Source organism: Microbulbifer sp. S227A (assembly GCF_049800935.1).
The window spans coordinates 1-25,373 of the sequence record NZ_JBNAFZ010000024.1 but is presented as its reverse complement, the minus strand read 5'-3'; the positions used below and the strand labels follow the sequence as shown (position 1 = coordinate 25,373).

The 25,373-nt window shown below is 63.3% G+C and carries 25 protein-coding genes; 17 read left to right on the top strand and 8 right to left on the bottom strand.

The window, feature by feature from the left end:
- Positions 1-90: 90 nt before the first annotated feature.
- From ACP15R_RS25765 to lpdA, 10 genes are all read left to right on the top strand, one after another.
- Positions 91-1,080, top strand: a complete 990-nt coding sequence (locus tag ACP15R_RS25765; protein WP_424987926.1) for a thiamine pyrophosphate-dependent dehydrogenase E1 component subunit alpha — start codon at positions 91-93, stop codon at positions 1,078-1,080.
- Between the two features lie 20 nt (positions 1,081-1,100).
- Positions 1,101-2,120 (top strand): alpha-ketoacid dehydrogenase subunit beta, encoded by a 1,020-nt coding sequence (locus ACP15R_RS25760; protein WP_424987925.1) that lies wholly within the window; start codon positions 1,101-1,103, stop codon positions 2,118-2,120.
- Positions 2,121-2,196: 76 nt separating this feature from the next.
- Positions 2,197-2,430, top strand: a complete 234-nt coding sequence (locus ACP15R_RS25755; RefSeq protein WP_424987924.1) for a biotin/lipoyl-containing protein — start codon at positions 2,197-2,199, stop codon at positions 2,428-2,430.
- Positions 2,427-3,098, top strand: a complete 672-nt coding sequence (locus ACP15R_RS25750; RefSeq protein ID WP_424988748.1) for a 2-oxo acid dehydrogenase subunit E2 — start codon at positions 2,427-2,429, stop codon at positions 3,096-3,098. The genes ACP15R_RS25755 and ACP15R_RS25750 overlap by 4 nt, the downstream gene beginning before the upstream one ends.
- A gap of 162 nt (positions 3,099-3,260) precedes the next feature.
- Positions 3,261-3,563: a DUF1330 domain-containing protein gene (locus ACP15R_RS25745; RefSeq protein WP_424988747.1), complete on the top strand. Its 303-nt coding sequence runs from the start codon at positions 3,261-3,263 to the stop codon at positions 3,561-3,563.
- Positions 3,564-3,663: 100 nt separating this feature from the next.
- Entirely contained in the window at positions 3,664-4,266 is a 603-nt protein-coding gene (locus tag ACP15R_RS25740) for a gluconate 2-dehydrogenase subunit 3 family protein (protein ID WP_424988746.1), read from the top strand.
- A gap of 3 nt (positions 4,267-4,269) precedes the next feature.
- Positions 4,270-5,847 (top strand): GMC family oxidoreductase, encoded by a 1,578-nt coding sequence (locus tag ACP15R_RS25735; protein ID WP_424988745.1) that lies wholly within the window; start codon positions 4,270-4,272, stop codon positions 5,845-5,847.
- Between the two features lie 94 nt (positions 5,848-5,941).
- Positions 5,942-6,538 (top strand): VOC family protein, encoded by a 597-nt coding sequence (locus ACP15R_RS25730; RefSeq protein WP_424988744.1) that lies wholly within the window; start codon positions 5,942-5,944, stop codon positions 6,536-6,538.
- A 75-nt stretch (positions 6,539-6,613) separates the two neighbouring features.
- The gene (locus ACP15R_RS25725) at positions 6,614-7,849 is read left to right on the top strand and encodes a HupE/UreJ family protein (protein ID WP_424988743.1); all 1,236 of its coding nucleotides are present in this window, start codon (positions 6,614-6,616) and stop codon (positions 7,847-7,849) included.
- Between the two features lie 24 nt (positions 7,850-7,873).
- Entirely contained in the window at positions 7,874-9,268 is a 1,395-nt protein-coding gene (gene lpdA, locus ACP15R_RS25720) for a dihydrolipoyl dehydrogenase (protein WP_424988742.1), read from the top strand.
- 180 nt (positions 9,269-9,448) lie between these two features.
- Here lpdA and ACP15R_RS25715 read toward each other — a convergent pair whose 3' ends face one another.
- From ACP15R_RS25715 to ACP15R_RS25680, 8 genes are all read right to left on the bottom strand, one after another.
- Positions 9,449-11,200, bottom strand: a complete 1,752-nt coding sequence (locus tag ACP15R_RS25715; RefSeq protein ID WP_424988741.1) for a PHA/PHB synthase family protein — start codon at positions 11,198-11,200, stop codon at positions 9,449-9,451.
- Between the two features lie 22 nt (positions 11,201-11,222).
- Positions 11,223-11,672, bottom strand: a complete 450-nt coding sequence (locus ACP15R_RS25710) for a MaoC family dehydratase (protein WP_424988740.1) — start codon at positions 11,670-11,672, stop codon at positions 11,223-11,225.
- A gap of 64 nt (positions 11,673-11,736) precedes the next feature.
- On the bottom strand, positions 11,737-12,915 hold the full coding sequence (bktB, locus tag ACP15R_RS25705) for a beta-ketothiolase BktB (RefSeq protein ID WP_424988738.1): 1,179 nt from the start codon (positions 12,913-12,915) through the stop codon (positions 11,737-11,739).
- A 42-nt stretch (positions 12,916-12,957) separates the two neighbouring features.
- A complete protein-coding gene (locus ACP15R_RS25700; protein ID WP_424988737.1) occupies positions 12,958-13,125 on the bottom strand; it encodes a hypothetical protein in 168 nt (55 codons plus the stop codon).
- A gap of 41 nt (positions 13,126-13,166) precedes the next feature.
- Positions 13,167-14,138 carry an NAD(P)H-dependent flavin oxidoreductase gene (locus tag ACP15R_RS25695; RefSeq protein ID WP_424988736.1) on the bottom strand — a complete coding sequence of 324 codons (972 nt, stop codon included), beginning with the start codon at positions 14,136-14,138 and terminating at the stop codon, positions 13,167-13,169.
- 9 nt (positions 14,139-14,147) lie between these two features.
- Positions 14,148-14,930: an oxepin-CoA hydrolase, alternative type gene (locus tag ACP15R_RS25690; RefSeq protein ID WP_424988735.1), complete on the bottom strand. Its 783-nt coding sequence runs from the start codon at positions 14,928-14,930 to the stop codon at positions 14,148-14,150.
- Positions 14,927-15,988: an acyl-CoA dehydrogenase family protein gene (locus tag ACP15R_RS25685; RefSeq protein ID WP_424988734.1), complete on the bottom strand. Its 1,062-nt coding sequence runs from the start codon at positions 15,986-15,988 to the stop codon at positions 14,927-14,929. The genes ACP15R_RS25690 and ACP15R_RS25685 overlap by 4 nt, the downstream gene beginning before the upstream one ends.
- 10 nt (positions 15,989-15,998) lie before the next feature.
- Entirely contained in the window at positions 15,999-17,174 is a 1,176-nt protein-coding gene (locus ACP15R_RS25680) for an acyl-CoA dehydrogenase family protein (protein WP_424988733.1), read from the bottom strand.
- A 133-nt stretch (positions 17,175-17,307) separates the two neighbouring features.
- On the opposite strand from ACP15R_RS25680, the gene ACP15R_RS25675 reads away from it, so the two are divergent.
- The 7 genes from ACP15R_RS25675 to ACP15R_RS25645 form a co-directional block, all read left to right on the top strand.
- Positions 17,308-18,516, top strand: a complete 1,209-nt coding sequence (locus ACP15R_RS25675; RefSeq protein WP_424988732.1) for a CaiB/BaiF CoA transferase family protein — start codon at positions 17,308-17,310, stop codon at positions 18,514-18,516.
- A gap of 50 nt (positions 18,517-18,566) precedes the next feature.
- On the top strand, positions 18,567-19,343 hold the full coding sequence (locus ACP15R_RS25670) for an IclR family transcriptional regulator (protein ID WP_424988731.1): 777 nt from the start codon (positions 18,567-18,569) through the stop codon (positions 19,341-19,343).
- A gap of 121 nt (positions 19,344-19,464) precedes the next feature.
- Complete coding sequence (locus ACP15R_RS25665; RefSeq protein ID WP_424988730.1) at positions 19,465-20,247, top strand: enoyl-CoA hydratase/isomerase family protein; 783 nt, start codon at positions 19,465-19,467, stop codon at positions 20,245-20,247.
- 252 nt (positions 20,248-20,499) lie between these two features.
- Positions 20,500-22,410, top strand: a complete 1,911-nt coding sequence (locus ACP15R_RS25660; protein WP_424988729.1) for a TRAP transporter permease — start codon at positions 20,500-20,502, stop codon at positions 22,408-22,410.
- 24 nt (positions 22,411-22,434) lie between these two features.
- On the top strand, positions 22,435-23,463 hold the full coding sequence (locus tag ACP15R_RS25655; RefSeq protein WP_424988728.1) for a TAXI family TRAP transporter solute-binding subunit: 1,029 nt from the start codon (positions 22,435-22,437) through the stop codon (positions 23,461-23,463).
- A 247-nt stretch (positions 23,464-23,710) separates the two neighbouring features.
- A complete protein-coding gene (locus ACP15R_RS25650) occupies positions 23,711-24,469 on the top strand; it encodes an electron transfer flavoprotein subunit beta/FixA family protein (RefSeq protein WP_424985798.1) in 759 nt (252 codons plus the stop codon).
- The coding region (locus ACP15R_RS25645; protein ID WP_424988677.1) for an electron transfer flavoprotein subunit alpha/FixB family protein at positions 24,469-25,373 on the top strand (905 nt) is incomplete at its 3' end. The genes ACP15R_RS25650 and ACP15R_RS25645, both read left to right, overlap by 1 nt.

The following is a 25,373-nucleotide window of genomic DNA, read 5'->3' as shown; positions in this document are numbered from 1 at the left end:
GTTTTGGCTTTGGATGGTGCGTTGTGTGGGTCTGTTTGTGGGGGGCATCGTTGGGTGGATGAGATTGCATTGCAGCAGGGAGGAGATTGCATGTCACCGACGCGGGATGAGCAGCATTGGATGTATCGCAACATGGTCACGAGCCGGCGGTTCGAAGAGGCCATTGCCAGGATTTACTTTGAGGGAAAGACACCGGTTTTCAACATGGCGAACGGCCCGATCCCCGGCGAGATGCACCTGTCTGACGGGCAGGAGCCGGTGGCGGTGGGGGTCTGCGCGCACCTGACTCCCGAGGACGTGGTCACGGCCACCCACCGCCCGCATCACCAGGCCATCGCCAAGGGCGTCGACCTTGACCGGATGGCGGCCGAGATCTTTGGCAAGGCCACCGGCCTGTCCGGCGGGCGCGGCGGCCATATGCATATCTTTGACGCCGACGTGAACTTTGCCTGTTCGGGGATCATCGCCCAGGGCATGGGCCCCGCCGTGGGGGCGGCATTGTCGCGCAAGATGCGGGGCCTGCCCGGCGTCGCCGTGGCCTTTGTCGGCGAGGGCGCGGTGAACCAGGGCGGCTGGCACGAGGCGATGAACCTGGCCGCGGTGTGGAACCTGCCCTTTGTCTGCGTCATCGAGGACAACGCCTGGGGCATCTCGGTGGCCAAGGAGACCTCGAGCGCGGTGGCCAACAACGCGGAGCGCGCGGCGGCCTATGGCATCCCCGGCAGGCGGATCGAGGGCAATGATCCCTACGCGATCCACCAGGCGGCGGGCGAGGCGATTGCCCGTGCCCGCGCCGGCGAAGGGCCAACGCTGCTGGAGGTCGAGACCTACCGGCTGGCCGGGCATTTCATGGGCGACGCCGAGGGCTATCGGCCCGAGGGGGAAAAGGACGCGCTGTTTGAAAAGGACCCGATCCCGGCGATGCGGGCGCGGATGCTCGCGGATGGTGCCGCCAGCGCCGACGAGCTCGACGGGATCGAGGCGGCAGCGGCGGCGCGGGTCGAGGCGGCCATCGCCTTTGCCCGCAACAGCGCCGACCCCGCGCCCGAGGATGCGCTCACCCGTGTCTTTGCCGCGTAACTGTCTGGGAGGAAACCACAATGACCAAGTCGAATGAAAGAAAACTGACCATCGCGCGCGCCATGGCCGAGGCCGTGGCCCAGGAGATGCGCATCGACCCGGACGTGTTTGTCATGGGCGAGGATATCGGCCCGCTGGGCGGGGTTTACGGCAACACGCGGGGGCTGATCGAAGAGTTCGGCGCCGAGCGCATCCGCGACACGCCGATCTCGGAAACCGCGTTCATCGGCGCCGCCGTGGGTGCGGCGCAGGACGGGATGCGCCCGGTTGTCGAGCTGATGTTCGTGGATTTCTTTGGCGTGTGTTTTGACGCGATCTATAACCTGATGGCCAAGAACACCTATTTTTCCGGCGGCAAGTTCAAGGTGCCGATGGTGCTGATGACCTCGACGGGGGGCGGCTATTCGGATGCGGGACAGCATTCGCAATGTGTCTATGGCACCTTTGCGCACCTGCCCGGCATGAAGGTGGTCGCGCCGTCCAACGCCTATGACGCCAAGGGCCTGATGACCGCGGCGATGCGCGACGACAGCCCGGTGGTCTACATGTATCACAAGGGGCTGCAGGGCATGGGCTGGCTGGGCACCGAGGCCGGGGCCACCGTGCATGTTCCCGAAGAGAGCTATACCGTCGAGATCGGCAAGGCCAAGGTCGTGCGCGAGGGCAAGGACGTGACCATCGTCAGCCTGGGCATGGGGGTTCACAATGCCCTCAAGGCGGCCAGGACGCTGGAGGCCCAGGGCGTCAGCGCCGAGGTCGTGGACCTGGTCAGCCTGGTGCCGCTGGACCGCGAGACCATCCGCGCATCGGTGGCCAAAACCGGGCGGCTGATCGTGGTGGACGAGGATTACATGTCCTACGGTGTCTCGGGCGAGATCATCGCATCCGTCACCGAGCATGACATCTCGGTCCTCAAGGCCGCGCCCAAACGGGTGGCCTTCCCCGATGTGCCGATCCCCTTTGCGCGGGTGATGGAGCAGTTCTGCCTGCCCGATCCCGACAAGATCGTCGCCGCCTGGGACGCGATGAAAGCCGCCTGAACCTCCCGCCACTCACACCGGCAAAGCAAGCAACGGGGCCGCCCCTGGCGTCCCCCGAACAGAAAAGGAATGTCAAATGGCCACCGATATCGTCATCCCCTCGGATCTATGGGAAGAAGATGAAGAATGTGTTATCACCGCATGGCTTGCCGATGACGGCGCCAGCGTCCAGGAGGGCGCGCTGATCGCCGAGATCATGACCGCCAAGGTGCAATACGAGATCCTCGCCCCCGCCTCGGGCACGCTGAAGATCACCGAAGAGGCCGATGCCGTCGTCGCCAAGGGCGCGGTCATCGGGGCGGTGGAATGACCAGGGTGGTGCCCCTCAAGGGCATGCGCGGCATGATCGCCGACGCCATGGTCAAGAGCCTGGCAACGGCGGCGCAGCTCACCCATCACGCCAGCGCCGATGCCTCGGCCCTGCTGGCGCACAAGGCGCGGCTGGCGGATGACGGGGTCAAGGTCTCGGTCGAAGACCTGCTGATGCTGGCGGTGGTGCGGGCGCTGAAAAAACACCCGGACGCCAACGGCCGGGTCGAAGGCCGCGACATAACACTGGCAGATCAAATCGACCTGTCCGTCGCAATCGCTCTACCCGGAAACCTCCTGGTCGCTCCGGCGATCTTTGCCGCCGGCGACATGCAGGTGAGCGAACTGCGCGCCGCCCGCCAGGACCTGGCGGCGCGGGCCAAGGCCAACAAGCTGAGCGTGACCGAAATGACCGGCGGCACCTTCACCGTGAGCAACCTGGGCCTCACGCGGGTCGAACATTTCACTCCGATCATCAACGCACCGCAAATCTGCATCCTCGGGATCGGCCGCATGAGCGACCGGGCCGTGCGCGGCGATGACGGCAAAATCGACCTGCACCCCCATGTCGGCCTGTCCCTGACCTTCGACCACCGCGCCCTGGACGGCGCCCCCGCAGGCGACCTGCTCACAACCATCTGCGAGGAAATCGAAGACTTTCCGAAATGAAAACACAATCATCCAAGGCCGCCTGACGGCCACCCCCGTTTCCCGAACAAGGCCCGCCGCGACTTGGCGAAGGCAGAACACCCGTCCGGCCGTATTGCGGCCCGCGACCCCGTGCCTGCCGCCGCCGGGGAACACACCGATCAACAAGGAGGAGCCAAGAACATGACAGCCTATTCCATTCTCGCCGTTACCCCCAGCGATGACAGCTGGGTCCCCGGCTATATCGAACCCGTCGGCAAGATCATCGCCAAGCATGGCGGCAGGTATCTTGCCCGCACCACCAGCCACGAACAGGTCGAGGGCACCGACCAGCCCGCCGCCCTGCGGGTGATCCTGGAATGGCCCAACGCCCAGGCGGCCCGCGATTTCGTGAATGACCCGGAATACGCGCCCTATCTGCAAGCGCGCACCAACGGTTCGACCAGCCTGCATTTCATCGTCGAAGGCAAGGACGATCTGGCCTAGCGCGCACCCCAACCTGACGGGGTGCCGCCCTGCCACGCCAGTGAACCTGCCCGCCCAGGAGGAGGGGCCGTGGCAGGATCACAGCCAACGGAGGAAAAACATGAAGATCAGATTTCACAAATACGTCCCGCCAAAACAGGACTATGCCGGGCTCAACCGGCGCATGTTCCTGATGACAACCGCCATGGCCGGTGTCTCGACCGGCGTGCTCTTTGGCGGCGCACGGCCGGTGGTCGCCGCGGCGCTTGACGCGGATCAGACCGCCTTGATCCTGCGCATGACACAGGACATCTATCCACATCCCGACCTGCTGGATATCGACGTGTACCAGGCGATCACGGATGGCATTGTCAAAGGGGCCGATGACGACGAGGCCAACGCGGAAACGCTCAGAACCGGCCTGGCGCAGATCGAAGAACAGGCCACGGCGCTGTTCGGGACCGGCTATGCCGACATCCAGGATGCCGACGCCCGTGAAGGCATCCTGCGCCAATTCCAGAACGAGGGCTTTTTCCAGGGCATCCGCTGGGCGGCCTATTTCGGCATCTACAACAATCCCGAGATCTGGCCGAAATTCGGCTACCAGGGCTCATCGGTCGAGCATGGCGGCTATATCGAGCGGGGCTTCTCGGACATCACATTCGTGCCGCAAGGCCCGACACTCGAAGAACGCATGGCGGCGGTCGCGGGATCGGAGGGATAAACCATGGCTATATTTGATCTGAATGACGAAGGTGTCGTGGTTATCATCGGCTCGGGGGCGGGCGGCGGAACCGTCGCCAACGAACTCGCCCAAAAGGGCATAAAATCGGTGGTGCTCGAGGCGGGCCCCCGCTTTGACTCCAGCGACATGATCAATGACGAATGGGAATCGTTCCAGCAACTCTCGTGGCTCGACAAACGCTATTCGGCCGGAGGCTGGCACGGGGCGGTCAACCACCCCAATCTGCCGGCGTGGATCGTCAAGGGCTATGGTGGCTCGACGATCCACTGGGCCGGAGTCGCGCTGCGCCTGAAGGATTACGAGTTCAAGACCCGCTCGACCTATGGCGAGATTGCCGATGCAAATATCGAGGACTGGCCGGTTTCCCTCGAAGAGATGACCCCCTGGTACGAGAAGGCCGAGATCAAGATGGGCGTGACCGGCAAAACCACCGGCATGCCGCATCTGCCCTGGAACAACGGATTCCGGGTGCTTGCCGAGGGCTGCCGGCGCACCGGGCGAACCGATTACGACTCGGGCCCGATGGCGATCAACTCGGTCGACCGCGACGGTCGCCCGGCCTGTCATCAGCTTGGCTTTTGCATGCAGGGCTGCGCGATTGGCGCGAAATGGTCGACCATGGCCGCCGAACTGCCAAAGGCGGAAGACACCGAATTCTGCGAGGTGCGCACCGACGCCATGGTGCTCAGGATCGAACACGACCAGACCGGCAAGGTGACGGGCGTTGTCTATGCCGACAAGGACGGCAATCAACACCTCCAGAAAGCGCGGATCGTCTGCGTGGCCGGCAACTCGATCGAAAGCCCGCGGCTGTTGCTGAACTCCGCGTCGTCGTTGTTCTCGGACGGGTTGGCGAATTCCTCCGGTCAGGTGGGCAAGAACTATATGGTCCACACCACCGGCGGTCTTTATGCCGCCATGCCCGAACCGGTCCACATGTTCCGGGGCACCTCGGTGGCGGGGATTGTCGGCGACGATGTCTATCACGATGCCGCGCGCGGTTTTTCCGGTGGTTTCTACCTGGAATTCCTGTCCCTGGGTCTGCCTTTCATGGCCGCCTTCATGGAACCGGGCAACACCGGATGGGGCCGCAGCGTCGCCGCCGGCCTGGAAAAATACGACCACATGTCGGGCGTCTGGGTTCTGGGCGAAGATCTCGCACAGGAGCAGAACGGCGTGACCCTGCACGACAGCGAGGTGGATCAATACGGGCTGCCGGTGCCGATCGTCGCCAAGACGCCGCATATCAACGATGTGAACATGACCAACTACATGTTCGAAACCTCGGCCCAGATCTACGAGGCGGTCGGGGCCACCGACATCTACGAGCTTCCGGCCTATCCGGCGTCCCACAACATGGGCACCAACCGGATGCATGCGGATCCGACCAAGGGCGTGGTGAACGCCTATGGCCAGTCGCATGACATCGCCAACCTGTTCGTGTCCGATGGCAGCCAGTTCACCTCGTCCGGCGCCTGCAATCCGACGCTGACGATCGTGGCGCTGGCCATTCGTCAGGCCGAGTACATCGCGCAAGAGATGAACGCACGGAACATCTGACCCTGACACCTCCCCGGGTGCGGTCGGGCCTGCGGGCCTGGCCGTGCCAGGAGGCGGACGCCCCCCAACAGCCCGATCAACTCAGGAGGAGATCATGATCAAAACCCTTTCCAGGCTTGCCTGCGCGACACTGGCCGCGCTGCACATTCCCCTCGCGGCAAGCGCCGAACTTCCCGGTATGCGGGGCACCCAGCATATCGGCATCACCGTCCCGGATGTCGACGAGGCGGTCGCCTTCCTGGTCGATGTCATGGGATGCGAATCCTTCTTTTCCTTTGGCCCCTTTGGCCCGTTCGAAGACGATTGGATGGAAAAGAACCTCAACGTGAATCCGCGCGCCGTGATCGACATCATCACGATGGTGCGCTGTGGCAATGGCCCTGCTCTTGAGGTCTTCAAATACAGCTCGCCCGACCAGCAACCGACCCCGCCCCGGAACAGCGACATCGGCGGCTATCACATTGCCTTCTATGTCGATGACATCAATGTCGCGACCGAATACCTGCGCGAAAACGGCGTCCGGGTGCTCGAAAGCCCGCACCCTTTGACCGGCACCGGGCTGGAAGGGATGGAATGGGTCTATTTCCTGACCCCGTGGGGCATGCAGATGGAAATCGTCAGCGCGCCTGACGGTATTGTCGACGAACAGCAGAACAACCGCAGCTTCTGGGACCCCCGTTCGGGGTCCTGACGCCCGATCCGCGCCCGGCCGGGTTCCGGTCGGGCGCGCCCCTTTCCAAGCGGAGGCATTTAGATGACAAGGCGCATGACACCGCTGCTCACCATGGGTTTGCTGATCTTGACCCTGTGCGGACTGACGCTGCCGCATCGCGCCGATGCACATTTCAGCTATTCCGACCCGCGCATCGTCCATGTGAGCGAAACCGACAGCGGCGGGATGACCATTCTGGTCCGGATGCCCGCCCCTCTCGCCCTGCTCCCGGCCGACTGGCAAGGCAGCGCCGACCCCCGCCTGCCCCCGTTTGCCAGACGGTCCGGCGCGGCGATCCTGCTGGATGCCGAGGCGCTTGCGACGGGCGCGAACGATTTTCACCAGATCCTGAAAAACGGGCTGTCGGTCTGGGTGGACGGGCAACCGCAAGAACTGCAAGTCAACCGCACGCGGTTCTGGCCCGATAGCGACCGACCCGCCTTTGGCACCGCGAAATCCGCACTCAAAAGCCTTGGTCGCACCCCGCCCGACCCGGGGTTGCCATATTTCGACAGCACGCTGGATGTCGAATTTCTGCTGCCCGATGGTGCCCTGGACGCGGCGATCCGGATCGAGTCGGACCAGGGCGCGACATTCCGGGTCATCGAGAAATTCGGCACGGTGGTCAAACTTTACCGCGCGGGCGGTTGGGAAACTCAGGCCATGATCGGCGTTCTGCGGGCGGATTTTCCCGGCGTCCGGACCGGCTGGCAAAATCTGGCGGCCATCGCCCTGATCGGGGCCGAGCATATCTATCTGGGTCTTGATCACCTGGCCATGATCCTGCTGATCGCCATCGCCGCCAGCGGCTGGCGCCAGGCCCTGGTCTGGGCCTCCGCCTTTACCGGTGGCCATATTCTGACCCTCGCGGCGGGGCTATACGGCTATGCCCCGCAGGCCGGCTGGTTCATTCCGGTGATCGAATTCCTGATCGTGTCCTCGATCGTCGTGGCCGGTGGGGCCATCGTTCTGCGGATGCCCCATGTGGTGAGCGGGCCGGTGCTTTTCGTGATTGGCCTGATCCACGGCTATGGCTTTGCCTCTGCCGCCGATGTCGCGCTGTTCGCAGGCGACGTGAACGCCGCCGCCCTCGCCGCCTTTGCGCTCGGACTGGAGCTCTGCCAACTCGCCGTTTACCTCGCCATCCTGCCGATCATCGTGGTTCTGGACCGCACCGATTTTGCCAGCGGCCCGCGCTGGCGCCGGCCCGTCGCCCTTGCCCTAGCCGCCGCGGCCGGCCTGTCCGTCATCCAACATCTCATCCACGCGGCCGGATACCCGGTCACCTGACCCGTCTGAAAAAGGAACCACACCATGCCCGAAGACACCTATGACATGATCGTGATCGGCGCCGGCCCCGGTGGCTATGTCGCCGCGATCCGGGGCGCGCAACTGGGGCTGAGCGTGCTCTGTATCGAGCGAGAGCACCTCGGCGGCATCTGCCTCAACTGGGGCTGCATTCCGACCAAGGCCATGCTGCGATCCGCCGAAGTCCTGCACCTTGCCCAACGGGCCAAGCAATTCGGCCTGACCATTGCCGACCCGACCCATGATCTCGCCGCCATCGTCAAACGCTCCCGTGCCATTGCCAAACAGCTTTCCAACGGTGTCGGCTACCTGTTTCGCAAGAACAAGGTGACCAGCCTGATGGGCGAGGCGCGGCTCGCGGGTGACGGGCAGGTGGTCGTCACGACCAAGGATGGCGTGCAAACCGTCCGCTCCGACAACATCGTGATCGCAACGGGCGCGCGGGCGCGTCAGGTGCCGGGGCTGGAAGCGGATGGCAAACGGGTCTGGACCTACAAGGACGCGCTCGCCCCTCCACATGAACCCAAAAGGCTTCTGGTGATCGGCTCGGGCGCAATCGGGATCGAGTTTGCCAGTTTCTACAACGGCATCGGCGCCGATGTGACGGTCGTCGAGGTCATGGACCGCATCCTGCCCGCAGAAGACGCGGAAATCGCGGGGCTGGCGAAAAAGGCCTTTGTCAAACAGGGCATGACCTTTTTTGAAGGCGCAAAGGTTGCCGGGCTTGAGCGGCATGACGACAAGGTCATCGCCCGTATCGACACCGCGGACGGGGTTCAGGAGTTGGAGTTCGACACCGTCATTTCCGCCGTGGGCATCGTCGGAAATGTCGAGGGCCTGGGACTGGAAGAGCTCAACATCAAGATCGACCGCGACCACATTTCGACGGATGCCTGCTGTCGCACCGGCGTCGATGGCATTTACGCCATCGGTGACGTGGTGGCCGGACCCTGGCTTGCACATAAGGCGAGCCACGAAGGCGTCATGGTCGCCGACTTGATCGCGGGCAACCAAGCCCATCCGGTAAAGCCGGAAAGCATTGCCGGGTGTACCTATTGCAACCCGCAGATTGCCAGCGTCGGCCTGACCGAGGCGCAGGCAAAAGAGGCCGGGCACGCGCTTCGCATCGGGCGCTTCCCGTTCCAGGGCAACGGCAAGGCCATCGCCCTGGGCGAGGCGCAGGGCATGATCAAGACGGTGTTCGACGCCAAGACGGACGAACTGCTTGGCGCACATATGATCGGAGCCGAGGTCACGGAACTCATCCAGGGTTACGTCGTTGGCCAGAAACTTGAGGCAACGGGCCAGGACCTGATGGAGACGGTTTTCCCGCATCCGACGCTGAGCGAAATGATGCACGAAAGCGTTCTGGATGCCCATGACCGGGCCATCCATATCTGACGCTGGCCGGGAAAGGCGGGCGCGGCGCGGCATCCGGGCTGGCTGTCGTCTGATGACACTTGCGCGCCGCTCTCGCACCATCACCCCGGCCCGGCACTAACACCGCACCACGTCAGGGCAATCCCCCGCATTCACAGGGGGATTGCCGATGGACGGGCGACCCTCTGCCCCGGCCGGCGCTCAGGGCGCGGCGACATAGCTGCCCGGCGCGGCTTCGATGACCGCCAGCGCCCTGTCCCCCGGCACTCGTGCGGGAACCTGATCGGTACCACCCTGCGCGTCGAGCCACTCGGCCCAGATCCCCCACCAAGAGGCCTGGGAATACCCGGCAGAGTCCAGCCAGCCCTGCGGCGTTTCCGGGTGCGTGTGGGAATGCCAGTAGCCGTATTTCACCTTGTCCTTTGGCGGGTTGATGACGCCCGCGATATGGCCCGACGCGCCAAGCACGAACTCGACCGGGCCACCGGTCAGCCGCGTCGTCGGGTAAACCGATTGCCACGGCGCGATGTGATCGTCCTTCGTGGCCAGAACGAACAGAGGCGTTTCGATCGCGGCCACATCAAGCGGCGTTCCGCCAAGTGACAATCCGCCGGGCTGGCGCAGCTTGTTGGCCAGATAAATCTCGTTCAGGTACCAAAGCAGCATGTCACGCGGGAGCCGTGTCGAATCTGCATTCCAGAACAGCAGATCAAACGCCGACGGCCTTTCGCCCATAAGATAGTTGTTCACGTGGCTCGACCACACCAGGTCATTCTCGCGCAGCATCGAGAACATGTCCTGCAGGTGGTAATTCTCGAGATAGCCGGACCTGGCCATATGAGCATCGAGGGCGCGCACCCGGTTCTGGTCGATAAACACGCCAATTTCCCCGACATCGGTAAAGTCGATCATCGACGCCAGCGTGGTTGCCGATCTGATCCTGTCATCGCCCTTCGCCGCCAGCCAGGCCAGGGTCGCCGTGACCAAAATCCCGCCGATGCAAAAGCCCAGGATATTGGCTTCGCGCTCGCCGGTGGCCTGTTCGATGGCATCGAGTGCAGCCAGCGGGCCCTCGCGCATGTAATCCTCAAAGCTCTTGCCGGCATGTTCTGCGGTCGGGTTCACCCAGGAGATGACAAACACCGTGTGTCCGCGCGCGACCAGGTAACGCACCAGCGACGTATCGGGGCGCATGTCCAGAATGTAATACTTGTTGATCCAGGCCGGAACAAACAGCATCGGCCGCCGGTTTTGCGAGCGGGTCATAGGGTCGTATTGGATGAGCTGCATCAGGTCGTTCTGATACACCACCTTGCCGGGCGTCGTCGCCAGATCCCTGCCGACCACAAAGGCGTCCCGGTCCGTATTGGACAGGTCCAGCCGCCCTTCTCCGCGGTCGAGATCGTCCAGCAGGTTCTCGAACCCGTCCAGTAGCGATGCGCCACCGCTGACCATCGCCTTTTTCAGGACGGCGGGATTGATCATGGCCGAATTGCTCGGCGCGAGAATACTCAGCAACTGGCGCGTGTAGAACCTGGTGCGCAGATGCGCCAGCGAGCCTTCGGGCAGGGTGGACAGCAGGTGCTCGGTTGCCCGCTCAAGGGCGACATGCGCCTCTTTGGCAAATCTCGGAACCGGGGCCCCGTCCCACGCGTCCCCCTTGAAACGGCGGTCATTCCGGCTGCGACTGTCTCGCGTCGCAAAGGCCCAGCCGGCGTTCAGCGTATTCAACGCCACCGATTGATAGAACCCCGCCAGCGCCGCCGGTTTCCCTGCCAGGTGCAGGGCTGAGGTGGCAAAGGCGCTGACCACCGAAGCCGTGTCCACAATCGAGAATTCCTGCCCGCTGGTCCTGGCAATCGACCTCGCGCCGACCATCGGCACCAGCGTCGCGGCACGTTGGGTCAGGGCCATCAGCCTCGCGTATGGGTTTTCCGTGGGTCGTTCGGACATTTGCCCTGTCCTTTCCGCGTGGCTAGGTGAACATCATCAACAGGCTGGTCGCGACAAGCGCGGGCTTGGCCTGGCCTTCGACCTCAAGCGTGTTTTCCAGCTTCACAAGCCAGGCATTGTCCTTTTTCTGCGCCACGCTGGCGCAGACCGTCCTGTTGCGAATGCGCGCGCCGGCGGGAACCGGGCTGATAAAGCGGACCCCGTCCAGCCCGTAATTGACGGTCGAGGTCACATCCTGTGGCCAGGCACCGGCGTCGCGCTGAAGTTCGGTCAACAGCGACAGCGTCAGGAACCCATGCGCGATCGTCGTGCCGAAAGGGCTCTCGGCCTTTGCCCGCTCGGGATCCGTATGCAGCCACTGGTGGTCATTGGCGCAATCGGCAAAGGCGTCGATACGGGTCTGTTCGATTGCCATCCAGTCGGACAGGGCGATCTCCTTGCCCACATGTGCGGTCAGCTCGGTCAGTTGCATGTCTTGGTCTGGTCCTTGTCAGGGGTGCTGCCTGCGCGCATTCGCGGCACCGGCAGCGGTTGGTTCACATGGTTTCGACGATCAGGGCGATCCCCTGCCCGCCGCCGATGCACATTGTCGCCGCACCGATCCCGGCTTTCCTGCGCTGCATCTCATACAGCAGCTTGGTGCTGATGATGGCGCCGCTGGCCCCGATCGGATGGCCCAGGGCGACGGCACCGCCATTGGGGTTGACGATGGCCGGATCCAGCCCCAGCTCGGCGGTCACGGCACAGGCCTGCGCGGCAAAGGCTTCGTTGGACTCGACAACCTCCAGATCGCTGATCGCAAGCCCCGCCTTGCGCAGCGCGATCTGCATGGCCGGCACCGGGCCAATCCCCATGATTTCCGGATCGACACCCGCATGACCATAGGACAACACCCGCGCCATGGGTTTCAGACCCCGTCGCGCGGCCTCTTGCGCCGTCATCAGGACAAGCGACGCAGCCCCATCATTGATGCCCGAGGCATTGCCGGCGGTGACTTTGCCGTCCTTGCGAAAGGCCGGGCGCAGGCTTGCCATCCGCTCGACCGTGGCATCGCCGCGCACATGCTCATCGGTTTTGAACACGATGGTGCCCTTGCGGGTCTTGACCGGAACCGGCACGATCTGGCTGTCGAAATGCCCGGCCTCGATCGCGGCGGCGGCACGGCGGTGGCTTTCGACGGCAAAGGCGTCCTGCTGTTCGCGCGTGATACCGAATTTCTCGGCCACGTTTTCCGCCGTGATCCCCATATGCCCGTGACCGAACGGGTCGTTCAGCACCGCGATCATCATGTCGGTGGCCTGAACATCGCCCATCTTCTGACCCCAACGCGCCGCCGGCACCAGATACCCGCCCCGGCTCATGCTCTCGGCACCACCGGCCAGAACGATGTCCGCATCCCCAAGCGCCAGTGACTGGATCCCCGAGATGATCGCCTGCATCCCGCTGCCGCAAAGCCGGTTCACCGTCAGCGCGGCAGAGGAGCTGGCCATGCCCGACCCGATGGCGATCGTGCGCGCCAGGTACATGTCGCGCGGTTCGGTATGGATGACATTGCCGCAAAACGACTGCTCTACTTCGGCGGGCTCAAGACCGCTGCGCTCAATGGCGGCCCTGGCCGTCATGATGCCCAGATCGGTGGGCGCAAACCCCTTGAGCGATCCACCAAACCCCCCAATGGCGGTCCGGGCGGCAGAGACAATAACAACGTCTTTCATCAGTGTTTTCCTTGACTTACGGAGAAGAGGAGCGTCTGGCGGTTATTGAACCGGCGTGATGCTCTGTTCAAAACGCGGGTAGTTGATGTAATCCGTGTGACTGACGACCAGCCCGTCCGTCACTTGCAAAACGGTCACGCCGTTGCTGGCAAAGGACAGGTTTCCCTCGCCCATACCCATCACGGCTGCGGTTGCAGCGATGGGTCTCACGGGTTTCCTTTCAATCGCCATGGGCGTGTCGCGTTCCGCAATCAGGCGGCGGTAACGGTTGCAAGCCGCGCCACCGCCGCGTCATATTCCCGCGCGATCCGCGCGATCAGCTCCGCCGCCGGAACAACATCTGTGATCGCCCCGACCCCCTGCCCGGCGCTCCAGATATCGCGCCATGGCTTTGGCCCCGAACTGCTCTTGTCCCCCAAAAGCGACAATTGCCCCGTCGTGGCGGGATCCACCCCGGTGTCGGTCAGCGATTCCGACAGGTAGTTGCCGTTCACACCGGTCACCGCTGCGGTGGTCACGATGTCCTGTGCCTGTGCGCGGCGCAGCATGTCCTGATAGGCCGGGGCGGCATTGGCCTCGGCCGTGGCGATAAAGGGCGTTCCCATATACCCGAAATCGGCCCCCGTTGCCTGTGCGCCCAACAGGGATGCACCGGTCGAGATCGCCCCCGACAGGGCAAGCGGGCCGTCGAACCACTGCCGGATTTCCTGGACCAGGGCAAAGGGCGACTGTGCGCCGGTATGCCCCCCTGCCCCGGCTGCAACCGCGATCAAGCCATCGGCCCCCTTCTCGATTGCCTTGCGGGCGAAACGATTGCTGATGATGTCATGCAGCACAATCGCCCCCGCGTCATGGGCCATGGCGTTCACGTCCTCGCGCGCGCCCAGCGAGGTGATCCAGATCGGCACCTTCCAGCGGGCGCAAATCTCGATGTCACGCTCCAGCCGCTCGTTCGACTTGTGAACGATCTGGTTGACCGCATAGGGGGCGGCGGGCGTATCCGGGTTGGACTGGTTCCAGGCGTCCAGCGCCTCGGTGATCCGCCTGAGCCACGCCTCGAGCATGATGCCCTCGCCGTCCTTGTCCCGCGCGTTCAGGGCGGGCACGCTGCCGACGATCCCCGCCTGGCATTGCGCGATCACCAGTTCGGGATTCGACACGATATACATCGGTGCCGCAATCAGCGGCAGGCGCAGGGATTGAAGTTGAATGGGAAGTGTCATCGGCCTGCCTTATATCTTGCGGAAATCGGGTTTGCGCTTGTCCAGAAAGGCCGACAGCCCCTCTGCCGCCTCGGGGCCGAACCGCGCCTGGTTGATGTGATCCGCCTCGGCCCAGAGATGGGTGCACAGCTCGGAATCGGCGGCGATATTGACCAGATGCTTGATCGACCGGATGGCCGAGGCCGGACCCGCCGCGACCTTGCCAGCCAGCGTGAGGGCGCTGTTCAGAACCTCGCCAGGTTCGGCGATCTCGTTCACGATGCCAAATTGAGCCAGGCGCTCTGCCGTGGCCGGACGGCCCAGAATGCACAGCTCGTTCACCAATTGCCGGGGCAGCGCCGCGCGCAGGAAATGCGTGACCCCGCCATCGGGGCTGAGACCGACACGCACATAGGCCACGGTAAACCTGGCCTCGGCATTGGCAACGATCATGTCACAGGCCAGCGCCAGGGCGACACCGGCACCGGCGGCACCGCCTTCGACCGCTGCGATCACCGGAGTCGGACAATCCGCAATCGCCCGGATCATCGCATTCAGGTAATCGGTGTTCGAATTGACCGCCGAAAGCGGCCCGTTCGCGCTGTCCCTGAGGGCATTCACATTGCCGCCAGAGCTGAAGAACCCGCCCGCGCCGGTCACGACAATTGCCCGAATCTCCGGATCCTGCCCGGCATTGACCACGTGGTCACGTACCGCCCGGTACACGTCCGGATTGATCGAATTGCGGCTGTCCGGACCATCAAGGGTCAGTGTCAGGATACCGGCATCGGTGGTGGACAAGACTTTGGTCATGCGGAAACCTCCATTGCAAATGTCGCGGCGTCCTTGCGGGCCGCATCCGCCACCTGCCGGCCCAGCCGTTCCGCGTGGGTATCGGACGTGCCAAACAGCATGTCCGCCATCAGGATGCGCTTGACCAACCGGTCCAGCTCGTATTCCTCGGTGGTGCCAATGCCGCCATGCATCTGGATACAGGCCGCCGCCGCATCGCGCATCCGCGTGCCGCAGAACCGTTTCAACGCGGAAACGAGCTTCTGGCGGGCCGGCGCATCGTCGCCGTCACAGGCGCTCGCCGCCGCGAGAACCAGCGATTCAAAATGCTCGGTTTCGTGGAACACATCGACCATCTGGTGCTGAAGCACCTGAAAGCTGCCGATCGGCCGGCCGAATTGCTTGCGCGTCGACAGGTATTCCCGCGTCAGTTCCCGCATGGCCTGCGCCGCGCCAAGGGCCGTTGCACACAGGCAAACCGCCGCGGCATCACCCATCCAGCCGGTCAGGTCATCGCCCGCCTGCGACAGCGACACCGCCACCTTGTCAAAGGTGATATCGGCGGCAACCTGGCCATCCAGCAACGGCAAGGGCGTCACCGTGATACCCTCGGCCGTCAGGTCCACTGCACCACAGGCCGACCCGCTTGCGGCGTCCAGACAAAGCAGCAATACCTGCGCCTCTGCCCCGCCCAGAACCGTTTGCACGGTGCCGTTCAACACGCCATTTTCAACCCGCAACCGGGCGGCGTTTTCAGGCAGGGCAACCGCCACAGGCGTGGCATTTTCCAACGCCGCAGCCGCGTCAAACCCCGGCAATTCACAGCGCGACGCCAGCAAGCCGGGCAGGATCGCACCGCCCACGACCGGCGGGCTGTCCGCCCCGCGCCCCGCCGCCGCCAGCGCCGGCGCCAGGGTCAGCATCCCAAGCCCCGCGCCGCCAACCTCTTCGGCATAGGTCATGCCCAGCAGGCCCGACTCCACCAGCGACTGCCACACCGCCGCACCTTCTGCATCGCGCATGACATCGGCAACCGTGTCCGCAATCATCCGCTGTTCATCTGTCAGATCAAAATCCATGACGGGTCCCTCAAAGTCCGAGTGTCTGTTTGGCGACGATGTTCTTCATCACTTCGCTCGAGCCGCCAAAGATGGTGAACGCACGCGACAGCATCCAGCCATGCGTGCCGTAACGATCCAGAACCGCATCATCCGAGCCGTCCTTTTGCCAGACGGCCGCACGCGGGCCGACGGCCTCCATCGCCAGCTCGTTTGAGCGCTGCTGAATCTCGCTGCCGCGCAGCTTCAGGAACGGGGCCAGTTCGGCGGAATCCCCCCCCGGCCTGATCGAAGACAGCATCCGGAGATTGGTGATCTCCAGCGCCATGAAATCGGCCTCAAGATCGGCGAGCTTTGCCGCAAAGACCGGGTCATCGACCAGCGGCCTGCCATTGCGCTGCGCCTTCAACGCCAGCAGGCGAAGCAAGCGCAGCTCGGCCTTGTTCTGCCCGACATTGGCGATCCCGACCCGTTCGTTGCCCAACAGGAACTTGGCATAGGTCCAGGCCTTGTTCTCTTCTCCCACCAGCATGTCCGCCGGCACTTCGACATCATTGAGGAACACTTCGTTCACGTGATGGTCGCCGTCGATGGTGATGATTGGGCGCACCTCGACCCCGGGCAGGGTCATGTCGATCAGCAAAAGCGAAATCCCCTGCTGCGGTTTTTCGGCCGTGGGATCGGTCCGGACCAGCGTGAACATCCAGTTCGCGTGCTGCCCCGTGGTGGTCCAGGTCTTTTGCCCGTTCACCTTGTAACTGTCGCCTTCGCGCACGGCGCGGGTTTTCAGGCTGGCCAGGTCCGACCCGGCCCCCGGCTCGGAAAAGCCCTGGCACCAGTAATCCTCGCCCGACAGGATGCGGGGCAGGAAATGCGCCTTTTGCTGCTCCGACCCATAACGGATCAGAACCGGCCCGATCATCTTGAGCCCAAAGGGGCGCAACCGTGGCGCACCGGCCAGCATCGCCTCTTCGTCAAAGATATACTGCTGAACCGGCGTCCAGCCCGTTCCGCCATGTTCGACCGGCCAATAGGGCGCGGCCCAACCCTTGGCGGCAACGATCTTGTGCCACCGAAACATCTGCTCCCACGTGTGGCGGCGAAAGCCGAAATGCGTGTCGCGAATATCTTGTGGCAGCTCTGCGGCCAAGAAGGCGCGAACCTCTTCACGAAAGCTGTTTTCCTCGGATGTGAAACTGAAATCCATAGCGTGCCTCACTGTATGTTCGCCCCTCATATACAACATCGCAAGATTATTGCAACATTATTTGACACAATATCGTTTGTTGTTATAAATAATGAAACAACTGATAGAAGTCGGCATCAAAGGAGCCCACACCATGCTGAACAAATCTGGCCAAGGACCACTCTCCGGAATCCGCGTTCTGGATATCTCGACCGTCATCGCCGGCCCCATGGCGGCAACCTTGATGGCCGATTTCGGGGCCGAGGTTATCAAGTTCGAACTGCCCGGCATCGGTGACGGGCTGCGTGGCTTCCCGCCACTGAAGGATGACAAACCGCTTTGGTGGAAAGTGACGAATCGCGGCAAGTACTTTGCCACGCTGGATCTGCGCAAACCCGAGGGCCGCGATATTTTCCTCAGGATGGTGGCCGACGCCGACGTGGTCGTTGAAAACTTCCGGCCCGGCACGCTGGATCGCTGGGGGCTCGATATCGAAACCCTGTGGGCTGCGAATCCCAACCTTGTCGTGCTCAGAGTCAGCGGCTTTGGACAGGACGGCCCCTATGCCAAGCTGCCGGGTTTCGCGCGAATCTTCGAAGCCATGGGCGGCCTGACCCATATCACCGGTGACGAAGATCGCCCGCCGATGCACACGGGCTATCCGTTGGGCGACCCGATTGGCGGGCTGTTTGGCGCCTTTGCCGCCGTCGCCGCGCTGTTGAACCGCGACCGCAACAACGGCAAGGGCGAAGAGATCGATGTCTCGCTGACCGAGGCAACCTTTCGCATCCTGGAATTCCTGGCAATCGAATACGATCAGCTTGGCCAGGTCCATCAGCGCAGCGGCAACCGCAACCAGTACTCGGCACCGGCCAGCGTCTATATGACCAGCGACAAACGCTATGTATCGCTCTCCGGCAGCACCAACCGGATCTTCCAGAACAACGCAACCGCGATCGGCCGGCCCGAGCTGATCGAGGAAGAGCGATTTGCCACCAACCCGGCGCGCGTCAGGAACTCGGCCGAGCTCGACCGGATATTCGGTGGCTGGATCGGCGCGCACACACAGGACGAGGTCGTCGAGGCGTTTCGCAACGCCAGTGGCACGATTGCGCCCATCTATTCGATCGACCAGATGTTTCACGATCCGCATTTCATCGCCCGCGATGCCATCACCGAGATCGCGGATGACGACTTTGGCACGGTCAGGATGCAGAACCTCGTACCCCGCTTCCGCAACAGCCCGGGCGAGATTCGCTGGGCGGCCAAGGCCATGGGCGCACATAACGACGCGGTGTATGGCGACCTTATTGGGCTTGACGAAGACTCGTTGATCGACTTGAAAAAGAAAGGCGTCGTATGAATACACATACCGACGTTCAGGCATCGCCATGCGAACAGGGAACGAGCAAATTGAGTCAGCCGGAAGCATCAGCCCTTTCAACCACGTTGATACGTGGTCTCGAGGTGCTGCAATGCTTCACCGACAAGGATGCCTCGCTCAGCAATGCCGAACTGGCCCGCAGGCTGGACATGAACCGGCCCGCGGTCTCGCGGCTGTGCAAGACCCTGCTGCATGTGGGCTATCTGCGCCGGGACGATAACGGCGCGTACCGGCTCGCGCCGAACCTGCTGACACTCATCTATCCGCTGTTGACGGCCATGCCCTGGCGGCATGAAGCCACCGACATGATGGAAGAGGTCGCCCAGCTGACCGGCGGCTCCATGACGCTGTCGATCATGTCGGATGACAAGTTCGTGCAGATCAAGACCGTCGGCGTCAAGGACCAGTACCCGCACATCCCGGAGATCGGCCTGAACGGCCCGTTGCTGCGGTCCTCGACCGGGCGGGCGCTCTTGTCGCTGCTGGATGACGCCGCGCTTGGCGAGAAGCTGCAACAGCTGGACGGGCTGGACACGCAGGTATCGGACGATTCCCGCGAACTCACCCGCAAGGGCATCGCCCGCTGCAAGAGCGAAGGGTTCTGCGTGTCCTACGGCGAATGGCGATCCAATATCGTCGCCGCGGCGACCCCGCTGGGACGAACGGATGACGGCCTGCTGGTTGCGATGGCCTGCGGCATGCCGAACTATCGCGTGGTCGAGGACAAGTTCGAAACCAGCATCGGACCCCGCCTGGCCAATGTGGCCGACGCGCTGCGGGCCAAGGGGCTGTTTCACCGCGGCTGACCCGCCTGCCCCGCTAGGGTAGCAATCCGTCGGGGCCACCCGACGACCGGTGTGGCGCGCCCTGCCGGGATCGTGCCGCAACCGCCCCCCTATATCCGAACATCTGACAGGAGAATTCCGGATGGAATACCAGACGATTCTGTGGTCGCTGGAGGCCGACGTGGCCGAGATCACGATGAAACGAAACGCCAGCGCCACGGCGCTGAATGCGCGGATGTGCGACGAACTTTTCGATGCCGCCTGCCGCTGCGAGGCCCGGGGCGCGCGCGCCGTGATCCTGGCCGGGTCGGGAAAGACATTCGATGTCGGCGGCGACCTCGCTGAATTCTCGGCGGCCGGGGACAAGGCCGATCACGTGACGCGAATGGCCACCATGGTCCATGCCGCCATCTCCCGCTTTGCCCATATGGATGCGCCGCTCATCAGCGCCGTCAACGGCCCGGCGGGCGGGGCCGGGTTCTCCATGGCGCTGGCGGCCGACATCGTGCTGGCTTCGGACAAGGCCAGGTTCGTTTCGGCCTATACCGCCTCCGGTCTCTCGCCGGATGGCTCGCTGACATATTTCCTGGCCAAGCATGTGGGCCTGCTTCGCGCCAAGGAGCTGATTCTCACCAATCGCGTGCTCGATGCGCACGAGGCGCGCGATTGGGGCCTGGTGACGCGGGTTGTCGCCCCCGACCAGTTGCTTCCCGAGGCCCGCGCGCTCGCCGCCACCCTGGCGGCAGGGCCGACAAAGGCATTCGGCGGCGCCAAGCGCCTGCTTGAAACCGCCTACAGCGAAGGCCTTGAAACCCAGCTCGACAAGGAAACCCGCGGCATTGCCGCGATGATGCGCACGCAGGACGGCCAGACCGGCATCGAGGCCTTCCTGGCCAAGCAAGTGCCGAAATTCCGTGGCGCATGACAGGTATAGGCACATCAGATCGAATTATCCAACACGTCGGTTAGTTGTTACATTATATTGAACAGTTGCTATATATCGGTGCAAATAGGGGAACTGGAGGGGAAAATGTATCATCTCGCACAAGGCAACTATCGACTCTCCCGGAATCGGCCATGACCGCGCCGACACCCCGGGCAGCCGCTTTGACTGCCGCGCCAACAGCACTGAGCACCCGCCAGTGTCCGATCATTCCAAGCAGATGGTAGACGCCCAATGCAAAGACCTCTCTCGATAACAAGCATCCCCCTGTTCATGGCCTATGCCATCGCGGCATTTGTCTCGATCCAGTCGATCTATGTGGCCTATTTCGGCCCGTGGGACATCGCCTATGGCCTCAACATGCTGGTCTGTGCCGCCGTGGTCATCGTCCTTGTGACCAAACCCACGATCGCCCCCGAAACCCACCCCTCCGCCGCGCCAAGGGCCGCGGGCATGGTGTTTGACTGGCTGTTGATCGCCATCATCGTCGCCGCCAGCATCCGCTTTACCCAGGTGGCCTACCTGATGGAGCAAACGCTGTATTTCTTTACCGGCTTCGACGTCTGGTTGGCGCTCGGGGGCACTGCGGTATTGCTCGAAGCCACCCGCCGCCTGTTCGGGATGCCGATCGTCGTCATTGCGATTCTGACACTGATCTACTGCTTCTTCGGCAATTCGCTGCCCGGCTTTCTGAACCATCCCGGCATCAGCCCCGACCGCGCCATGGACACCATCTGGTATGGTTATCAGGGCGTTTTCGGCTCGCCGACCAGCGTTGTCATCCGCGTCGTTCTGATCTTTGTGGTTTTCGGGGTGGTTCTCGAAGGCACCGGCGCGAGCGATACGCTGATCCGGGTGTCGGTGGCCCTGACCGGCAAGACCCGTGGCGGTCCCGCGCATTCCGCCGTCGTTGCCAGCGCGTTGCTGGGCTCGATGTCGGGCAGCGTTACCGCCAACGTGGTCGGGTCCGGCACTTTCACCATTCCGATGATCAAACGGCGCGGGTTCCCCGCGGCCACGGCGGGCGGGATCGAAGCCGCCGCCTCTACCGGCGGCCAGATCATGCCGCCGGTCATGGGGGCTGCCGCGTTCATGATGTCGGACCTGACGGGCGAACCCTATACGACCATCGCGCTGGCGGCGCTGGTCCCTGCCCTCTTCTATTATGGATCGCTGTTTGCCGCGGTATCGGTCGATGCAAACGCCGCCGGCATCCAGCCGATCCCGGAAAGCGAGCGCATCACCCTGACACGCGCCGACTATATTGCCTCGTTCCAGTTCCTGCTGCCGATCCTGTCGATCATCGTGGTGCTGCTGCTGGGGCGGTCGCCGACGATGGCGGGGCTTGTCGCCGTGACGCTCGCCCTCGTGCTCGGACTGTTCCGGAAAAAGAATCGCAGCAGCTTGCGGCTCTATCGGGACATCGCCGTCAAGGCCGGTATCGCCTGTGCCTCGATCCTGGTGGCGGTCGGCTGTATCGGCGTCATCCTGGGTGTCATGAACCTCACCGGTGTCGGCCTCAGCTTTGCCTCGATGATCTCGTCGCTGAGCGAAGAGTCGCTCCTGTGGTCGCTGATCATCACCGCCTTTGCCTGCCTCGTGCTGGGCATGGGGATGCCGACATTGCCGGCCTATATCATCATCGTGCTGGTGCTGGGTCCGGTTGTCACCAATCTCGGCGCCGACCTGCTGGCGGTTCACATGTTCGTCCTCTACTTTGGCGTGCTGTCGGCGATCACCCCGCCCGTGGCCATCGGTGCCTTTGCCGCCGCGCCGATCGCGGGATCGAACCCGATGCGCACGGCCTTCGTATCGGTCCGGCTGGCGATTGTCGGCTTCATCATCCCGTTCATCTTCATCTACGAACCGTCGCTGCTGCTGGTGCTCGACTTTGACCTGTTCAGCTTCATCCGTGTGTGCATCGCGCTGTCACTGGCGATCTGGATGCTCAATACCGGCGCGGCGGGTTACGCGGGCATCCGCCTGAGCCTGTTTGGCCGCGCGGTCCGGATTGCTCTCGCCATCGGCATGATCATCCAGATCCCGCAACTGCAATACCTGTGCATCCTTGCCGCTGTCGGGCTTCTCGTCCTGCACAGGACCCCGCGCCTCGCGGCATCGGCAAAACTTGTCAAAACCCCCTGAACATCGACCGGAGGAGACCTGAATATGTTCAAACACCACTTCAAGACCGGCACCCTTGCCCTGGCCCTGGCCGCCCTGACCCTCGGCGGCAGCGCCCAGGCCCAGAACAAGTCGCTGCGCATGGCGTCGCTTGGTCAATCCTCGCCCACAACCGTGTTCTCGATCGCGGTCACTCAGGTGCTCAAGGACGAACACGGCTATTCGACCCAGCTTTCGACCGGGTCGCCCGCCACCCGCCAGGCCGTCGAAGCCGCCAACCAGCAGCTTGACCTGTTCGTGTCGGCGGTGTCGGTCAACGGCTTCCTTCGCGACGGCACGCGCATGTATGAGAAAATGCCCAACGCGCCCGAACTGTTTACCAACCTGCGCGGCATCCTGAACTATCCCTTTGGGGCCTATCACGCGATCGTCTGGGACGACTCGGGCATCACCTCGCTGGACGAGATCAAGGACAAAAAGGTCTTTATCGGCCCACCCTCCGGTGCCGCCCGCGCCACCATTGGCCAGATCATCACCGGTGTCACTGGCTATGAGGCGGGCACCGATTTCGAAGCCATCAGCGTCGACTGGTCCTCCGCTGAACAGGCCTTTCAGGATCGCCAGATCGACGTCTATTTTACCGCCGCACCGATCCCGAGCGCCGAGCTGCAGCAATTGTCGGCCCTGGGCAAGTTCCGGGTGCTCGGCATCCCGGACGACAAGGTCGAAAGCGAAGCCATCCAGAAGGCCTTCAACATCCCCGGCCGCGAATTCACCATGCTTGAACCGGGCTCCTATAGCGGGCTGGCAAACGAAGATCCGGTGCGGCTGGTGAACACCATCGTCGGGCTCAGCACCAACAAATGGCTGTCCGAGGAAGATGGCTACAATATCACCAAGGCGATCTTCGAGAACCATGACGATCTGGTGGCCGCCGCCGCGTGGATGCAGGTCATCACCCCCGAGAACGCCCTGTCGCAAATGAACGCGCCGCTGCATGTCGGGGCCTATAAATACTACAAGGAAGTGGGCATCGAGATCCCCGAGGACCTGATCCCACCCGAGGCCAAGTAACAGCCGGCGGCGACGCCGTCCTGATCATCCCCTCTTGCATGCAGGACCGGGGGTGATTTCACTTTGCCTGTCAGGGCAGGCTGTGCAGAATCGGCGCAGCGGACAGGCCCGGCCCATGAAACGGCATTCCGTTGACAGCCGGACATCCATCGATGTTTGCCCATGACCAAGAAAGAACCGAAGCCTTCACGCGGTGCGGGCTTCGCCGGTTCAAACCAGATAAACCCAAATTTCAGGAGAGACGCATATGAAGGTATTGGTGCCTGTCAAGCGCGTGATTGACTATAACGTCAAGGTTCGAGTGAAGGCGGACGGAAGCGGTGTTGATCTTGCGAATGTCAAGATGTCGATGAACCCGTTTGACGAGATTGCGGTGGAAGAGGCGATCCGTTTGAAGGAAGCGGGCCAGGCGGATGAGATCGTGGCGGTTTCGATCGGTGTCAAGCAGAGCCAGGAGACGCTGCGCACGGCGTTGGCGATGGGGGCGGACCGGGCGATCCTGGTGGTGGCCGCGGATGACGTTCACAGCGATATCGAGCCGCTGGCGGTGGCCAAGATCCTCAAGGCGATCGTGGATGAAGAGCAGCCCGGCCTGGTGCTCTGTGGCAAGCAGGCGATCGACAACGACATGAACGCCACCGGTCAGATGCTGTCGGCGCTGCTGGGCTGGAGCCAGGGCACCTTTGCCTCCGAGCTTGGCATCGATGGCGACAGCGCGGTGGTGACCCGCGAGGTGGATGGCGGCCTGCAGACCATCAAGGTCAGGATGCCGGCGATCATCACCGTGGACCTGCGCCTGAACGAGCCGCGCTATGCCAGCCTGCCCAACATCATGAAGGCCAAGAAAAAGCCGCTGGATGAAAAGACGGCGGCGGATTACGGCGTCGACGTGGCGCCGCGCCTGTCGATCGTCAAGACCGCCGAGCCCGAGGCCCGCGCCGCGGGGATCAAGGTGGGTTCGGTGGACGAGCTGGTTGCGAAACTCAAGGAAGTGGGGGCTGTATAATGGCTGTACTTTTGCTTGCCGAGGTTACGGATGGCGAACTGGCGCTGGACGCGACGGCAAAGGCGGTGACCGCCGCAACCATGCTGGGCGATGTGACCGCGCTGTGCTGTGGCGCCTCAGCCGCCGCCGCGGGTGAGGCCGCCGCGAAGATCGCGGGGGTATCCAGGGTTCTGGTGGCCGAGGATGCCAGCCTGGGCCACCGCCTGGCCGAATCGACGGCAGCGTTGATTGCCAGCTTGGCCGGAGAGTATGAACATATCGTTGCCCCGGCCACGACCGACGCCAAGAACGTGATGCCGCGGGTGGCCGCGCTGTTGGACGTGATGGTGATTTCCGACGTTTCCGGGGTTGTCGACGGCGACACGTTCGAGCGCCCGATCTATGCGGGCAACGCGATCCAGACGGTGAAATCGGGCGATGCGAAAAAGGTCGTGACGATCCGCACCTCGACCTTTGACGCGGCGGGTGACGGCGGGTCGGCCACGGTTGCGACCGTGTCGGCGGCGGCGGATCCGGGCCTGTCGGAATGGGTCGAGGACAAGGTTGCCGAGAGCGATCGCCCCGAGCTGACCTCGGCGGGGGTGGTGGTTTCCGGCGGCCGCGGCGTCGGCTCGCAAGAGGATTTCGCGCTGATCGAGAGCCTCGCCGACAAGCTGGGCGCCGCCGTCGGAGCCTCGCGCGCGGCGGTCGATTCGGGCTATGCGCCGAACGACTGGCAGGTGGGCCAGACCGGCAAGGTCGTCGCCCCCGATCTCTATGTCGCGATCGGCATCTCGGGCGCCATCCAGCACCTCGCCGGCATGAAAGACAGCAAGATCATCGTCGCCATCAACAAGGACGAAGAGGCCCCGATCTTCCAGGTCGCCGATTTCGGCCTCGTCGCCGACCTCTTCACAGCCGTCCC

Excerpts from the sequence above, each read along its gene's own strand:
- ACP15R_RS25765 (WP_424987926.1), top strand. The coding sequence starts at position 91 with ATGTCACCGACGCGGGATGAGCAGCATTGGATGTATCGCAACATGGTC.
- ACP15R_RS25760 (WP_424987925.1), top strand. The coding sequence starts at position 1,101 with ATGACCAAGTCGAATGAAAGAAAACTGACCATCGCGCGCGCCATGGCC.
- ACP15R_RS25755 (WP_424987924.1), top strand. The coding sequence starts at position 2,197 with ATGGCCACCGATATCGTCATCCCCTCGGATCTATGGGAAGAAGATGAA.
- ACP15R_RS25750 (WP_424988748.1), top strand. The coding sequence starts at position 2,427 with ATGACCAGGGTGGTGCCCCTCAAGGGCATGCGCGGCATGATCGCCGAC.
- ACP15R_RS25745 (WP_424988747.1), top strand. The coding sequence starts at position 3,261 with ATGACAGCCTATTCCATTCTCGCCGTTACCCCCAGCGATGACAGCTGG.
- ACP15R_RS25740 (WP_424988746.1), top strand. The coding sequence starts at position 3,664 with ATGAAGATCAGATTTCACAAATACGTCCCGCCAAAACAGGACTATGCC.
- ACP15R_RS25735 (WP_424988745.1), top strand. The coding sequence starts at position 4,270 with ATGGCTATATTTGATCTGAATGACGAAGGTGTCGTGGTTATCATCGGC.
- ACP15R_RS25730 (WP_424988744.1), top strand. The coding sequence starts at position 5,942 with ATGATCAAAACCCTTTCCAGGCTTGCCTGCGCGACACTGGCCGCGCTG.
- ACP15R_RS25725 (WP_424988743.1), top strand. The coding sequence starts at position 6,614 with ATGACACCGCTGCTCACCATGGGTTTGCTGATCTTGACCCTGTGCGGA.
- lpdA (WP_424988742.1), top strand. The coding sequence starts at position 7,874 with ATGCCCGAAGACACCTATGACATGATCGTGATCGGCGCCGGCCCCGGT.
- ACP15R_RS25715 (WP_424988741.1), bottom strand. The coding sequence starts at position 11,200 with ATGTCCGAACGACCCACGGAAAACCCATACGCGAGGCTGATGGCCCTG.
- ACP15R_RS25710 (WP_424988740.1), bottom strand. The coding sequence starts at position 11,672 with ATGCAACTGACCGAGCTGACCGCACATGTGGGCAAGGAGATCGCCCTG.
- bktB (WP_424988738.1), bottom strand. The coding sequence starts at position 12,915 with ATGAAAGACGTTGTTATTGTCTCTGCCGCCCGGACCGCCATTGGGGGG.
- ACP15R_RS25695 (WP_424988736.1), bottom strand. The coding sequence starts at position 14,138 with ATGACACTTCCCATTCAACTTCAATCCCTGCGCCTGCCGCTGATTGCG.
- ACP15R_RS25690 (WP_424988735.1), bottom strand. The coding sequence starts at position 14,930 with ATGACCAAAGTCTTGTCCACCACCGATGCCGGTATCCTGACACTGACC.
- ACP15R_RS25685 (WP_424988734.1), bottom strand. The coding sequence starts at position 15,988 with ATGGATTTTGATCTGACAGATGAACAGCGGATGATTGCGGACACGGTT.
- ACP15R_RS25680 (WP_424988733.1), bottom strand. The coding sequence starts at position 17,174 with ATGGATTTCAGTTTCACATCCGAGGAAAACAGCTTTCGTGAAGAGGTT.
- ACP15R_RS25675 (WP_424988732.1), top strand. The coding sequence starts at position 17,308 with ATGCTGAACAAATCTGGCCAAGGACCACTCTCCGGAATCCGCGTTCTG.
- ACP15R_RS25665 (WP_424988730.1), top strand. The coding sequence starts at position 19,465 with ATGGAATACCAGACGATTCTGTGGTCGCTGGAGGCCGACGTGGCCGAG.
- ACP15R_RS25660 (WP_424988729.1), top strand. The coding sequence starts at position 20,500 with ATGCAAAGACCTCTCTCGATAACAAGCATCCCCCTGTTCATGGCCTAT.
- ACP15R_RS25655 (WP_424988728.1), top strand. The coding sequence starts at position 22,435 with ATGTTCAAACACCACTTCAAGACCGGCACCCTTGCCCTGGCCCTGGCC.
- ACP15R_RS25650 (WP_424985798.1), top strand. The coding sequence starts at position 23,711 with ATGAAGGTATTGGTGCCTGTCAAGCGCGTGATTGACTATAACGTCAAG.